The sequence below is a fragment of the Streptomyces sp. CNB091 genome (assembly GCF_000377965.1).
In genome coordinates, this window is record NZ_KB898990.1 from 661,206 (window position 1) to 674,927 (window position 13,722).

The 13,722-nt window shown below is 72.5% G+C and carries 13 protein-coding genes and 1 pseudogene; 7 read left to right on the forward strand and 7 right to left on the reverse strand.

From position 1 onward, the window contains the following. Nucleotides 1-102 precede the first annotated feature (102 nt). Complete coding sequence (locus D581_RS0102825; RefSeq protein WP_018955715.1) at nt 103-939, forward strand: GNAT family N-acyltransferase; 837 nt, start codon at nt 103-105, stop codon at nt 937-939. Then, nucleotides 936-1,817: a lysophospholipid acyltransferase family protein gene (locus D581_RS0102830; protein WP_018955716.1), complete on the forward strand. Its 882-nt coding sequence runs from the start codon at nt 936-938 to the stop codon at nt 1,815-1,817. The genes D581_RS0102825 and D581_RS0102830 overlap by 4 nt, the downstream gene beginning before the upstream one ends. Here the strand turns inward: D581_RS0102830 and egtD are convergent. From egtD to egtA, 4 genes are read right to left on the reverse strand one after another with little or no spacing between them, the layout of a single operon-like run. Further along, nucleotides 1,760-2,722, reverse strand: coding sequence for an L-histidine N(alpha)-methyltransferase (gene egtD / locus D581_RS0102835; protein ID WP_018955717.1), 963 nt, complete (start codon nt 2,720-2,722; stop codon nt 1,760-1,762). The two genes, D581_RS0102830 and egtD, sit on opposite strands and share 58 nt — an antisense overlap. Then, nucleotides 2,719-3,474, reverse strand: a complete 756-nt coding sequence (gene egtC / locus D581_RS0102840; RefSeq protein WP_018955718.1) for an ergothioneine biosynthesis protein EgtC — start codon at nt 3,472-3,474, stop codon at nt 2,719-2,721. Before egtC ends, egtD begins: the two co-directional genes overlap by 4 nt. Further along, nucleotides 3,474-4,877, reverse strand: a complete 1,404-nt coding sequence (gene egtB, locus D581_RS0102845; RefSeq protein ID WP_018955719.1) for an ergothioneine biosynthesis protein EgtB — start codon at nt 4,875-4,877, stop codon at nt 3,474-3,476. The genes egtC and egtB overlap by 1 nt, the downstream gene beginning before the upstream one ends. Next, nucleotides 4,874-6,298 (reverse strand): ergothioneine biosynthesis glutamate--cysteine ligase EgtA, encoded by a 1,425-nt coding sequence (gene egtA, locus D581_RS0102850; protein WP_026290129.1) that lies wholly within the window; start codon nt 6,296-6,298, stop codon nt 4,874-4,876. The genes egtB and egtA overlap by 4 nt, the downstream gene beginning before the upstream one ends. Nucleotides 6,299-6,444: 146 nt before the next feature. On the opposite strand from egtA, the pseudogene D581_RS1000000138485 reads away from it, so the two are divergent. Continuing rightward, nucleotides 6,445-6,877, forward strand: a pseudogene (locus tag D581_RS1000000138485) (TIGR02452 family protein); the annotation flags it as partial. Nucleotides 6,878-7,027: 150 nt separating this feature from the next. Here the strand turns inward: D581_RS1000000138485 and D581_RS0102865 are convergent. Then, nucleotides 7,028-7,495: a type II toxin-antitoxin system PemK/MazF family toxin gene (locus D581_RS0102865; protein WP_018955721.1), complete on the reverse strand. Its 468-nt coding sequence runs from the start codon at nt 7,493-7,495 to the stop codon at nt 7,028-7,030. A gap of 145 nt (nt 7,496-7,640) precedes the next feature. Between D581_RS0102865 and D581_RS0102870 the strand changes: the two genes are divergently transcribed. Then, nucleotides 7,641-8,663 carry a LacI family DNA-binding transcriptional regulator gene (locus D581_RS0102870; RefSeq protein WP_018955722.1) on the forward strand — a complete coding sequence of 341 codons (1,023 nt, stop codon included), beginning with the start codon at nt 7,641-7,643 and terminating at the stop codon, nt 8,661-8,663. A gap of 55 nt (nt 8,664-8,718) precedes the next feature. After that, nucleotides 8,719-8,991: a hypothetical protein gene (locus D581_RS0102875; RefSeq protein ID WP_018955723.1), complete on the forward strand. Its 273-nt coding sequence runs from the start codon at nt 8,719-8,721 to the stop codon at nt 8,989-8,991. 158 nt (nt 8,992-9,149) lie between these two features. Here the strand turns inward: D581_RS0102875 and trxA are convergent, their stop codons facing one another. After that, nucleotides 9,150-9,548 carry a thioredoxin gene (trxA, locus tag D581_RS0102880; RefSeq protein WP_018955724.1) on the reverse strand — a complete coding sequence of 133 codons (399 nt, stop codon included), beginning with the start codon at nt 9,546-9,548 and terminating at the stop codon, nt 9,150-9,152. Between the two features lie 125 nt (nt 9,549-9,673). Between trxA and D581_RS0102885 the strand changes: the two genes are divergently transcribed. After that, the gene (locus tag D581_RS0102885) at nt 9,674-11,119 is read left to right on the forward strand and encodes a dihydrolipoyl dehydrogenase family protein (RefSeq protein WP_018955725.1); all 1,446 of its coding nucleotides are present in this window, start codon (nt 9,674-9,676) and stop codon (nt 11,117-11,119) included. A gap of 184 nt (nt 11,120-11,303) precedes the next feature. On the opposite strand, the gene D581_RS0102890 is transcribed toward D581_RS0102885, so the two are convergent. Next, complete coding sequence (locus tag D581_RS0102890) at nt 11,304-12,233, reverse strand: TauD/TfdA family dioxygenase (protein ID WP_018955726.1); 930 nt, start codon at nt 12,231-12,233, stop codon at nt 11,304-11,306. 424 nt (nt 12,234-12,657) lie between these two features. Between D581_RS0102890 and D581_RS0102895 the strand changes: the two genes are divergently transcribed. Next, entirely contained in the window at nt 12,658-13,695 is a 1,038-nt protein-coding gene (locus D581_RS0102895; RefSeq protein ID WP_018955727.1) for an ABC transporter substrate-binding protein, read from the forward strand. The last annotated feature ends 27 nt before the right edge of the window (nt 13,696-13,722 follow it).

Below are 13,722 nucleotides of genomic sequence, written 5' to 3' on the forward strand. Positions count from 1 at the left end.
TCACGTCGAATCCAGCCGGTGACGGAAGAAGTAAGGGGCCGGGCCGTCGCACCCAGCGACAGCCCGGCAGCGCCCCTCACTCTTCAGTCCCCGGAGACCGCCATGACCGTGCTGCCCGTCGCCCCGCTTCCCGCCTCAGCCCCGGCCTCAGCCCCGGCCTCTGTCTCGGCCCCCGCCCCGGCCCCCGGCCCCGCCGGCACCCCGGAACCGGCCTACCGGGTATCCCTCGCCGGCTGCCAGGAAGACATACGAGCCGCCCAGCGCCTGCGCCACCTCGTGTTCGCCGGGGAGCTCGGGGCCCGGCTGGAAGGGCCCGAACCGGGCCTGGACAGCGACGCCTTCGACGCGTACTGCGACCACCTCCTGGTCCGCGAGACCGCCACCGGGGAGGTCGTCGCCACCTACCGGCTGCTGCCGCCGGACCGGGCCCGGATCGCCGGACGCCTCTACGCGGAAGGCGAGTTCGACCTCACCCGGCTCGCCCCGATCCGCGACGACCTCGTCGAGGTCGGCCGCTCCTGTGTCCACCCCGCACACCGCGACGGCGCGGTCATCGCCCTCGTCTGGGCCGGACTCGCCCGCTACATGGAGCGCACCGGCCACACCTGGATCGCGGGCTGCTGCTCCCTGCCGCTGACCGACGGCGGCGCCCTGGCCGCCCGGAGCTGGAACACCGTACGCACGGGGCACCTCGCGCCGGAGAAGTACTGGGTGACCCCGCACCGCCTCTGGGACTCCTCCGGGCACGGCCCGGAGACCGGCTCCCGGGCCGACCTCCCGCCCCTGCTGCGCGGCTACCTCCGGCTCGGCGCCCAGATCTGCGGTGCCCCGGCGTACGACCCCGACTTCAACGTCGCCGACCTGTACGTGTTGCTCTCGCTGCGCCGCACCGACCCGCGCTACCTGCGCCACTTCCTCTCCCTGGCCCCGTTGCGATGAGCCCCTGGCTGCCCGTCGCCCCCTGCACCCCGGACGGCTGCGCCCGGCACACCGGTGCCGTACGCGCTCCACTGCCCGCCGCCCTCCTGCTGCTGGCCGGCTGCGCCCTGGTCCTGCTGGGGGTGGCCTGCGTCCCGCTGGTACGGCTGCTCGGGCCCGCCCCGCGGCGGCGCCTGACACGGCGCTGGGCGCGCGCCGTCCCCCGGGCCTTCGGCGTACGCGTCACCGTGCGGCGGCACGCTCCGGAAACCGCCACGGGCGGCGAACTCGTCGTCGCCAACCACATCTCCTGGCTCGACATCCCGCTGATCGCCTCGGTACTGCCCGGCCGGATGGTCGCCAAGAGCGAGATCCGGCGCTGGCCCCTGCTCGGCCGGATGGTCGCGCTCGGCGGCACCCTGTTCATCGAGCGCGACCGGCTGCGCGCCCTGCCCGCCGCCGTACGGGTCGTCGCCGCGACCCTGCGTTCCGGCTCCCGGGTCGTGGTCTTCCCCGAGGGCAGCACCTGGTGCGGACGGGACGGCGGCGCTTTCCGGCCCGCCGTCTTCCAGGCGGCGATCGACGCCGGTGCGACGGTCCGGCCGGTCCGCATCGCCTACCGCGCCGCGGAGCACCGCTCAGGACCGGCCGCGGGCGCCGTCGCGTTCGTCGGGTCCGACCCGCTCGCCGCCTCCCTGTGGCGGGTGGTGCGGGCGGCCGGGCTCACCGCCCGGATCGACGTCCTCGCGCCGATCCCCGTGGGCGGCGAGGACGGCCGCCGCGCCCTGGCCCGCAGAGCACGAGCGGCCGTCCTCGAACCCGAAGGCCCCCTCCGGTCCCGTCAGACCGCCGTGGCCAGCGACAGGGCGAACCGCCCCGCCGAGTCCGTCCACCACTGAGTCAGCCGCATGCCGGCGGCGGCCAGCTCCGCACGGACGTCCTCCTGCCGGAACTTCGCCGACACCTCCGTACGCAGCTCCTCGCCGGCCTCGAACGGCACCACGAGGTCCAGCTCCCGGATCTTGACGCTCAGCGCCCGGCGGGCCCGCAGCCGCATCTCGATCCAGCGGTCCCGCGGATTCCACACCGCGAGGTGATCGAAGTCGTCGAGCGGGAAATCGGCCCCCAGCTCACGGTTGACGACGTTGAGGACGTTCTTGTTGAAGGCCGCCGTCACCCCGGCCGCGTCGTCGTACGCGGCCACCAGCGTCTCCTCGTCCTTCACCAGGTCCGTGCCGAGGAGCAGCGCGTCACCGGGCGAGAGCAGCGAGCGTACCGACCGGAGGAACGACGCCCGCTCCTCCGGCAGCAGATTGCCGATCGTGCCCCCCAGGAACACCACCAGCCGGGGCCCCGGTGTCCCCGGCAGGGCCAGGCCCCCGGTGAAGTCCGCGATCAGCGCGTGGACGGACAGCCCCGGGTGCTCGGCGAGCAGTGACTCGGCCGCCCCCGTCAGCGCGCTCTCGCTCACGTCCACGGGGACGTAACTGTGCAACTCGGGGAGCGCCTCCAGCAGATGACGGGTCTTCTCGGACGATCCCGAGCCCAGCTCGATCACCGTCCGGGCGCCCGACGCCGCGGCGATCTCCTCGGCACGCGCCTGAAGAATCTCCCGCTCCGCGCGGGTCGGGTAGTACTCCGGCAGCCGGGTGATCTCCTCGAACAGCTCGCTGCCGTGGGCGTCGTAGAACCACTTCGGCGGCAGGGTCTTGGGATGCCGGGTCAGGCCGCTGAGGACGTCGGCGCGCAGCGCCGCGTCCGTCGCGTCCACCGGCAGGGTGCGGGTCAGCAGGAAGGGACTCACGCGGTGGGCTCCTTGAGCGGGGTGAGCAGGACGTCCGTGGAGGTCGCGACCAGCAGTGTGCGGTCGGGGACCTCGCGCCAGAGCGGGTCGTCGTCGTACGGCTCCGAGGCGACCGCGGTGCGGTGGCCCGGCGTCGTGAGGTACCAGAGGGTGTCGCCCCAGGCGGTCGCCGTGATCGTCTCCCCGTCGGTGAGGAGCAGATTCAGCCGGGAGCCGGGCGCGGCGGCCGCGACCTCCCGCACGGTCTCCGCGACGGCGCGCGGCACATCGTCCCCGGCGTCGGTCCGGTGGCGGATCAGCGCCCAGATCAGCGCCGAGTCGTTACGGGCGGCCAGCGACAGGAGCCGCTCGGCGGGCAGGGCGGCGGCCGCGTCGGCGAGTGAGCCGGGCCACCCCCGCACCATCCCGTTGTGGCTGAACAACTGCCGCCCGCAGGTGTACGGCGCGGCCGCGGCCTCCCCGTCCGCACCCGCCTCGGTGGCATCCCGTACGGCGGCGAGCAGCGCGGTGCTGCGGACCACCCGGGCCAGATCGGTGAAGGTCTCATCGCCCCATATGGGGCCTTGACGGCGATAGCGTCCGGGCACCGGGTCCCCGTCCGCGTACCAACCGACTCCAAAACCATCCGCGTTCACCGTGCCGAAACGCTGGCGGCGCGGCGCCCAGGACTGCCGCACCAAGGCGTGCGGAGGCCGCAGGAGGATGTCGCCGAGCGCCACCGGCTCGCCCACATAGGCGATGTGACGGCACATCAGGCATCCTTCGCGGTGCGGAATCCGGAGAAGATCTGCCGCCGCACCGGAAGGTCCCAGTTGCGGAAGGTGCCCCGGCAGGCGACCTCGCCCACGGCGAACGAGCCGCCGCGCAGCACTTTGTGTCCCGGCCCGAAGAACACCTGCGAGTACTCGCGGTAGGGAAACGCCACGAACCCCGGATAGGGCAGGAAGTCGCTGGAGGTCCACTCCCACACGTCGCCGATCAACTGCCCGACCCCGACGGGCGAACGTCCCGCCGGATACGCGCCGGACCGTGCCGGACGCAGATGGCGCTGTCCCAGATTGGCCCGCTCCGGCGTCGGGTCCTCGTCGCCCCACGGGTAGCGCCGGGAGCGGCCGGAGGCGGGATCGTGGCGGGCGGCCTTCTCCCACTCGCTCTCCGTGGGCAGCCGCCGCCCCGCCCAGCGGGCGTACGCGTCCGCCTCGTACCAGCTGACGTGCAGCACCGGCTCGTCCTCCGGCACCGGCTCGGTCACCCCGAACCGGCGGCGCAGCCACACTCCCGCCTCCCGCCGCCAGAACAGCGGTGCGGTCAGTTCGTGTTCACGGACCATGGCCCAGCCCTCGGGCGTCCACCAGCGCCTCTCCCCGTATCCGCCGTCCTCGATGAAGCGGAGGTAGGCGCCACAGGTGACCGGCGAGGCGTCCAGACGGAACGCCGGCACCTCGCATTGGTGCGCGGGCCGCTCGTTGTCCAGGGCCCACGGCTCGGCGGAGGTCCCCATCGTGTACGGGCCCCCGGGAATCAGGACGTCGTCCCCGAGCGCCTCGGCACCGACGGGCGGGGGCGGCGCGGGCGCGGTGAGCGCCGCGGGACCCGCGCGCAGCTGATGGGTGATCAACATCGTCTCGTCGTGCTGCTGTTCGTGCTGGGCGATCATGCCGAAGGCGAACCCGGCCCGCTCCAAGGGGCGCCCGCCCTCGTGCAGTGGCGCGCCCTCCAGCAGGTCCAGTGCCCGCCCTCGCACGTCGGAGGCGTACGTCCTGGCCTCGGCGGGTGCCAGCAGCGGCAGCGAGGGGCGCGAGGCGCGCGTGTGCTCGAAGGCGTTGTACAGCCCGTCGATCTCCGGGCGCAGCGCCTCCCGGCCGCCGACCGCGCGCAGCAGCCACTGCTCTTCCTGGTTGCCGATGTGCGCCAGGTCCCAGACCAGCGGCGACATCAACGGGGAGTGCTGAGCCGTCAGTTCATGGTCGTCCACGCTGTCGGTGAGCAGCGCGGTGCGCTCGCGCGCGGACAGCAGCGCGTCGAGGGCACGTCGCCGCAGCGCCTCCGGATCGATGCCGGGTGGGACGGTGAAGCCGGTCGACGCGGTGGAGCCGGCCGGATCAAAGGCGTCGGAGTGCTCGCGGTGCCGGGTGTCTTCACGGTGCTCGGTCATGCGGAGGCCGCCTTTCCGGGACGCGGCGGGGTGCGATCGTTCAGCGGGCTCGGACCGCCCAGCAGGCTCGGACCGTTCAGCGGGCTCGGACCGCTCAGGAGGTTCGGACCGCTCAGCAGGCTCTGAGCGGCCGACAGGCTCCGAGCGGTCAGGTCGCCGGGCTCGGGCAGGTCGTCGGCCGGACATCGGCCCCGGGCGACATAGCGGTCGGTGAAGGCGGCCACGGTGTCGCGCACCGCCCCGCTCGCTCCCATCCGCTCCAGCGCCGGGAGCGCCGCCCCGAAACAGGCGACGGCCGCGGCCCGCAGCTCCGGGTCGGCGAGCCCCTCGCGGGCGGCCGCCGTCCAGAGCGGATTGCGCGGTGCGGCCGGTGGGCCCGACGTCTCGGCCAGCGGCTTCACGGTGCGGTACACGGTCTCGGCGGCCTCCGGGTCGTCGAACAGGGCCGTGGCGACGGCGAGCGGCACCAGCCACCCGTCGGGCCCGCTCTGCGCGTCGATCATGCGCAGTTCGAGGTGACCGCGCGGCCGGATGGGCGGGAACAGCGTGGTGAGGTGGTAGTCGAGATCGGCCCGCACCGGCGGCCGGGGCGACCCGGTACGGATCCACTCACGGAAGGTCAGCCCTTCCGGCACGTCCCAGGGGCCCTCCTCGCACCGGATGCACAGCACGGTCGTGTCCAGCACGTGCGCGGCCCACGCCTCGCGCGGGGCGCGCCCGGAACCCGGCGCCAGGGTCCGGCCCGGGTCCAGATCGGCCCACAGCGACTGCCGGGTGGAGCGCCAGCCGGTCCGGCGGCCCTGCTGGAACGGCGAATTCGCGAACGAGGCCACCAGCACCGCGCCCAGCAGGTGCGCGAGCTGCCAGCGCCGCCCGTAACCGAGCGGCCCCGGCTCCTCCTCGCCCGCGTCCAGGCAGACCTGGACCGACGCGGAGGTGCACATCATCGCCCGCCCCGCCGGTCCCGTACGGTCCAGCGCGGCCTCCATCGCCTCGTAGCGGGGTTCCCGCAGCCTGCGGGTCGGCGCCTGCCACGGGTCGACGCCGAGCCCGACCGGCGCGAGCCCCGCCGCGCCGAGCGTGGCGCGGACCGCCGCCAGATCGGCTGCGGTGGTCTCGACGCACTCCATGAGGGAGCCGGCGGGCTGCGAGCTGAGCTCCAGCTGCCCGCCCGGCTCGAACGTCAGCGCCGCGCTCAGCGGCAGTGCGCGGACCGCCTCGACGGCGCTGTCCAGCCGTTCCTGGCCGACCGGAAGGTCAGGTCGTTCCCGGTCGTGGATGAGCCATTCGAGTTCCACCCCGACAGTTCGAGGCGGGCCCGTCTTGAAACATATGCCGCGCAGTAAATCCTCTGCCCCGCTCTCGTCGAGGGGGGCGGCGTCCGGGCACGAGCCGGTTGCGCCGGGAATGTCCAAGCCCATGGGGGCCTCCTTCTCAGCCGCGTACCTACCAGCCAAACCCGTACCCGGAGATCGCACAAGGGTGCCCCCGAGTCGGAAGAATCCGGTTGCGCCCAGGCCGGGTTCCCCGTCAGCATGCCCCGTATGCACCACACGGGGGAGCGCCGGTGAGCGCGCGGCTGCGCGGAATCGCGCGCGGGACGGAAGCGGTCGTCGAGGCCGGGACATACCGCAACGCGGCAGGTCAGGACGTGTCCATCGCACGGGCCGTGGCCGCCGCGCTGTCCGGTACCAGGCTCTACGGGCCGGACCCGGTTCCCGTCGCGGCCCTGGACTCCGACCGCACCCCCGCGCTTCGAGGCCACCGGCGAGAGCAGCCTCGCCGCGGCCCGCAGGATGACCGGTGAGGCACCCGGCCGGGTCGCCGTCCTCAGCTACGCCTCGGCCCGCAACCTCGGCGGCGGCTACCTCAACGGCGCGCAGGCCCAGGAGGAGGCCCTGTGCCGCGGCTCGGCCCTCCACGCGACCCTCCTGCGCGCCCCCGAGTACTACGCGCACCACCGCGCCGAACGTGCCTTCTACACCGACCGGGTGATCCACATCCTGGACCGGGGCCCCGAATCCGCCGTCCGGGCCGCCTTCGCCCGGACCTTCACCTGACCCGGGGACCGGCGTCCGGACGACCATGCCCGGCGGGCCTCACCACCGCCCGCCGCCCGCTGCGTCGCCTCCCGCCCGCCGCGTCGCCGCTCAGCTCCAGCCGTACCGCTCTCGCAGCCGCCCGGCGACCCGGTCGAACCGCTCCCGGTCCAGGGCGCACGCCTCCCGGCGCATCCCGTCCTCGTGGACCCGCAGCACTCGCTCTAGGCCCGCCCAGGAAGGCCGCCCCGAGCTGTCCCAGGGGCCCGCGCCCAGCGCCACCCACTCGTCCTCCCGCTCGTGCTGCTTGCTGGAGAGCTGGACAGCGAGCAGCGTGCCCGCCTCCTCGCGGGCCACGACGAGCACCGGCCGGTCCTTCCCCCGCCCGTCGTTCTCCTCGAAAGGCACCCAGGTCCAGACGATCTCACCGGGGTCGGGATCGCCGTCGCGATCGGGGGAGTAGGAGGTGCGCACGGAGCCCACGTCATCGGCGTCGGCCTGCGTCGTGGCGGTCGGCCCGCTGCTGCCGGGCACGTCAAAGGGGTTGTCGGAACGGTACGCGCTGTCGTGGAACGTCATCGCAACACCGTAGAACCTTCACCGTCCGATCCCGGGAGCGGGGCGTCGGGCCGGGACCGCGGGGCGGCGTTCCGGCCACCGTGACCGGAGCTGCGGGCCCCGGGCCGAAACCCGCTCCCACGGGTCTGGAAGACTGCCCGACGCCATGAGCCAGTTACCCAAGCAGCCCGCCGAAGTCTCCGTTCCGACCAGCGCCGATGTCGCGCGCCTCGCCGGAGTGTCCCGGGCCACCGTGTCATACGTACTGAACAACAACGCCACCGTCCGGATCAGCGAACCCACCCGACGCCGGGTCAGGGAGGCAGCCCTCCAGCTCGGTTACGTTCCGCACGCGGCTGCCCGCAGTCTGCGCGCCGGACACAGCCGTATGGTCCTGCTGCCCTCCGGCCACATACCCGCGGGACCACTGCACCAGTACTTCTTCGAGGAACTCCAGTCCGGGCTGCGCCGCCTGGACTACACCGTCGTCCAGTACGGCAGCGTCGGTCTCACCGCCGACGAGGCGGCCACGGCCTGGGCCGAACTGCGGCCCGTCGCCGTCGTCGTACCGCCGGGCATCGCCCTCACCCCCCACGGCACGGGCATCCTGACCCGCTCCGGAGCCAAGGCGGTGATCACCCTGGGCCCCGGCCCGGTGGCCGGAGCGCACGGCCTGGTCATGGACCAACGCCAGGTCGGCGCCAGCGCGGTGGAACACCTGCTGGCCCGCGGCCGTCGCCACATCGGCGTGGTCATGCCCCAGGAACCGGGCCGGGTGCCCTTCTCCGAGCCCCGCCTCATCGGGGCACGTCGCGTCGCCGAACCGGCGGGGGCCCGGGTGTGCCCCCTCCCGCTGCGGTACGAGGAGGAGTCCGCTCACCAGCTGGCCGCCCGCTGGCCGGAACTGGGACTGGACGCGGTGTTCGCGTACAACGACGAGTACGCGATGCTGCTGATGCGGGCCCTCCAGGACGCCGGGGTGACCGTGCCCGCCGACACGGCGGTGATCGGCGCCGACGACTCCCTCATCGGCCGGCTGCTGCGTCCCAGGCTGAGCACGGTCCGGATGGAGCTCGCCATGCCGCAGCCGCTGGCCGAGACGATCGACCGCATGGTCCAGCACCCGGGCGGACCACCGGTCCACCAGGACCTGCTCCGCACCAGCGCCGTGCACCGCGAATCCAGCTGACCGCCTCCGGCGCGACGACATGCGCGACGCACGGCGGATGTCTAGCGTCGGAGGCATGAGCCACCCGCAGAGTTACGAGCTCCTCCTGATCCCCGACCACAGCAGGACGCGGACCGGAGCCCCCGGCCGGCCGATCCGGTCCGCGGTCGTCGCCGCCACCGGCGAGACGGGGGCCTCGGGCTACCCCCGGTACGCGGGCGAGGGCATGGCAGCGGACATCGACCCGGAGACCCGGACGGTGGAGGCCGTGCTCATCGACGGCGAGGAACTGGACTACGGCATGTCGGTCCGCGTCGCCGGGGCCGAGGGGGAGCGCCCCGCGTCCTGAGAGCGAGAGAGCGAGAGAGCGAGAGAGCGAGGAGAGAGGAAGGGCTGGGGAAACCCTGGCTCGACGCCCCGGGCACGACCGAGGGCCCCGACCGCTTACACCGTCTATACGGTGTCGGTCAGGGCCCCAGGGCCGTACTGGGCGCAGGGTAGGCCGGACTACGGGGCCTCCGGCTGCCCCTGGCCCGCCTCGGCCGCCCGCTTCTGCTCCTCGACGGACTTGCGGACCTCGTCCATGTCCAGCTTCCGGGCCTGCCCGATGACGTCCTCCAGAGCCGCCTCGGGCAGCGCTCCGGGCTGCGAGAAGACCGCCACGTTGTCGCGGACGATCATCAGCGTCGGAATGGAACGGATCTCGAAGGCCGCCGCCAGCTCTTGCTGCGCCTCGGTGTCCACCTTGGCGAAGACGAGGTCGGGGTGGCGCTCGGAGGCCGAGTCGTAGACCGGCGCGAACTGCCGGCAAGGGCCGCACCAGGAAGCCCAGAAGTCGATCAGAACGAAATCGTTGTCGCTGACGACCTGATCGAAGTTTTCCTTGGTGAGCTCGACGGTGCTCATACGGGTATACCTCTTCCTCTGCCGGTGGGGTCCTCACGGGTCCTGCCCGGCACAACGGTGACTGCACGTGCGCTATTCCGCCTGCCCATGTGGCCGGGGCGCACACCCGCGAGGACACTGTTCCCATGACTGACGCAGGGAAGAACTCCGAGCACTCCGAGTACGACGTAGTGGTCATCGGCGCGGGCCCGGTGGGGGAGAACGTGGCGGACCGGGCCCGCGCCGCCGGGCTCTCCGCAGCGGTGGTGGAGTCCGAGCTGGTCGGCGGCGAGTGCTCCTACTGGGCGTGCATGCCGAGCAAGGCGCTCCTGCGCCCCGTCGTCGCCCGCGCCGACGCCCGCCGGGTGCCGGGACTGAGCGCCGCGGTGCGGGGCCCCCTGGACGTGGAGGCCGTCCTCGCGCACCGGGACGCGGAGGCGAGCCATTGGCAGGACGACGGCCAGGTCGCCTGGCTGGAGAGCGTCGGAGCGGACGTGTACCGGGGTACGGGGCGGCTCACCGGCCCCCGCGCGGTCACCGTCACCGCCCCCGACGGCACGGAGCACCGGCTCACCGCCCGGCACGCCGTCGCCGTCTGCACCGGCTCCCGGGCCGTGGTCCCCTCCCTCCCCGGCGTCGAGGAGGCCCGTCCCTGGACCAGCCGCGAAGCCACCAGCGCCAAGGAGGCTCCCGGCCGGCTCGTGATCGTCGGCGGCGGCGTCGTGGGCGTGGAGATGGCGACCGTCTGGCAGGCGCTGGGCTCCGAGGTGACGCTGCTGATCCGGGGCGGCGGTCTGCTCCCGAAGATGGAGCCCTTCGCGGGCGAGCTGATCGCCGACGCGCTGGCGGAGGCCGGGGCCCGGATCCGTACGGGCGTCTCGGTCACCGCCGTCCACCGCCCCGCGCCGGACGGCCCGGTCACCGTCGACCTGGACGACGGCGACCGTATCGAGGCCGACGAGATCCTCTTCGCCACGGGCAGGGCCCCACGCACGGACGACCTGGGGCTGGAGACGATCGGCCTCGAACCCGGCTCCTGGCTCACCGCGGACGACAGCTGCCGCGTCGACGGAACGGACTGGCTGTACGCGGTCGGGGACGTCAACCACCGCGCGCTCCTGACCCACCAGGGCAAATACCAGGCCCGCATCGCGGGCGCGGCGATCGCCGCGCGCGCCCGGAACGGCCCCCTTGAGACCGCCCCCTGGGGCGCCCACGCGGCCACCGCCGACCACACGGCCGTCCCCCAGGTCGTCTTCACCGACCCGGAGGCCGCGTCCGTCGGCCTCACCCTCGCCGAGGCCGAACGCGCGGGCCACCGCGTACGCGCCGTCGACCACGACCTCGCCTCGGTCGCCGGCTCCGGCCTCTACGCCGACGGCTACCGGGGCCGCGCCCGGATGATCGTGGACCTGGACCGCGAGATCCTGCTCGGCGTCACCTTCGTCGGCCCGGGCATCGGTGAACTCCTGCACTCGGCGACGATCGCGGTCGCGGGGGAGGTCCCCGTCGCCCGCCTGTGGCACGCGGTCCCGGCGTATCCGACGATCAGTGAGGTGTGGCTGCGGCTGCTGGAGACGTTCAGGGGGTAGGAACCGCCGTTGAGTACACACACCGGGTGCGGACCGGCTGCGCTGTGCTGGTCAGATGTCCCGGAAGAGGCCAGCCAGCGCTGTGACCTGCCACGATGAGGAGTCCTCGATCGCTGACCCGCGCAACGGGTCTACCGGCGTGGACGCCGGACGCGCGGTGGCGTACGCCACCGCGCTCCCCGTTTCACGCGTCGGATGCCTCGCCCATCGCCACCGCTATCTTGCGCGGGCCGGTGAACGGCTCACGGCCGTGGGACACCAGCATGTTGTCCACCACCAGGAGATCGTCGCGCCGGTAGTCGAAGCGGGTCGATGCCTGGCGGTAGCAGTCGCGGAGATGGTCGGTGACGTCGTCCGGGATCGGCTCGCCGTCTCCGTAGTACGTGTTGTTCGGCAGTCCGTCCTCGCCGCAGATCTCCAGCAGCCCGGTGCGGGTGGCCGCGGGGAGGCTGCTGACGTGGAAGATGACGACGTGATTGAACCAGACGGCGTCACCGGTCACCGGATGACGATGCACCGGTTCGCGTACCGCGCGGGTGCGCAGGCCGTCCTTGCCGATCCACTGGGCCTCGATGCCGCCGTCCTCGCAGAGCCGCTCGACCTCGTCGCGGTCCTTCGTGTTGAAGGCCTGCCACCAGCGCAACCCGATGTCGTCCCGGTAGTTCCGCACCGCCATCCACTTGCGGCGGACGAATTCCTCGCGGACGGAGGGATCGATCAGGTCATGGACGACGCGGGTGGAGGAGAGCGGGGTGGCGCCCTGGGTCAAGGGCGGCTCCACGCAGTGGAAGTAGAGAACCAGGGGCCAAGTGGCCTGATAGGACATCTCGTTGTGCAACGGAATCTCGGCCTTGGCCGGATACTCCGTCGACGTGTAGACCTTGCCCTTGATGACGCTGCGGGGCGACGACTGCTCCGTGTACGTCAGTGGCGGCCCGGAGAGTTCGCGTACCGCGGCTTCGAAGCCGTCCACACCGCCGACATCGAAGCCTCGCAGGAGCAGGGCGCCGTGCTGGTGCAGCAGTTCCCGGAGTTGCGTGCGGTCGCGGCGGATGGTGTCTGAGGCTGGGCCTCCGTCCCCTTGGATCGTCAGAGCGAGCGTCGAACCAGCCATCAACGTGATCTCCTGTCGCCTTGGTCGGACCGTGGCGCATGGTCGGCGCCGTCGTCGACTCATCCGCGCGGTGACTATGGGTCGAGGTGCCTTCAGGGGCGGACCTCGGGCGGTGCCGATCTCTCAAGTAAAGGTAGCCTAACCTAAGATGTCTGTTCTCGAAGGGGGAACCTCAGGATCTGGATCAAGTGGATTGCTTCGCGCTGTCATTGACGCATCGTCAATTGCTGTCGTTCGCCTCCCGTTCTTTGCCAAGGTGAGCCTTACCTGATTAGGGTCGGCCCCGGCGACTCGCACGCGGTGCTACCGGGCCGTGCGCCGGAGGGCCGCGTGCATGTGGTTCCGCACCTGAGGAAGGCCGGGCCTCATCGTCAACGCGCGGCCGGCGGGCCACCGCTTCGACACTCACAGACAGGGCTATGCCATGACCAGACCGACCGACCGCGAACTTCCGTTGAGCCGCCGACGGCTGCTCTCGCTCGGCGCGCTGCTCGGCTCGACCGCGCTCCTCGCGGCCTGCGGGAAGGACGAACCGTCCAAGGCGGCCGGGTCCGCAGGTTCCGCCCCGGGGCGGTCCGGAACCTTCCCCGTCACCGTCCAGGACAAGTTCGGCTCGGTGGAGATCCCCGCACAGCCGAAGCGTGTGCTCTCGCTCGGTCGTACCGACCACGACGTGCTGCTGGCGCTGGGCATCGTGCCCGTAGGGGTGTGGCAGTTCATTCCGGTGATGAAGCGCGGTGTGGGCAGCTGGGCGGAGAAGTCCCTGGGAGGGCAGACACCCGCCTTCCTGAAGCCGCCGTTCGACTTCGAGAAGGTGGCATCGCTCGCCCCCGACCTGATCGTGAACGTGCAGTCCGGCGGTGACGAGACCGAGTACAGGACGCTCACCGACATTGCCCGCACCGTCGGTCTGCCGAAGGGAGCCGCACCCAACACCGTGCCGTGGCGGGACTCCACCAGGGTCATCGCCGGCGCCGTGGGGCGGGCGAAGCAGGGCGAGGAGCTCATCAAGGAGACCGAGGAGCTGCTGCAGGCCACCGCCGACAGGAACCCCGCGTTCGCCGGCAAGACCGTCTCCATCCTGCTCGCCTTCGGCGGCAAGATCGGCGTCTACACGGCCGGCGACACGCGGATGCAGTTGGTCACGGCACTCGGACTCAAGCCGTCGGAGTTCGTCGAGGGCCTGGGCACGGAGGAGTACTTCGCCGAGCTCTCCGCGGAGAAGACCGGCGAGGCGGACGCGGACGTGGTGATTCTTCTGAGCCAGCAGCAACTGCCCCTGGACCAGACGCTGAAGCAGTATCCGCAGGTCGCCGCCATGAAGGCAGCCAAGGAGAACCGGCTTGTCTTCCCCGCGGACCCCTCGGTCGGCCTGGCGCTGTCCAGCTCCTCCGTGCTGAGCATCCCCTACGCGGTGAAGGGCATCGAACCCCTGCTCGCAGAGGCGCTGAAGAAGAAGTAGTCGCTCGGAGGGCACTACCGCTCCCGC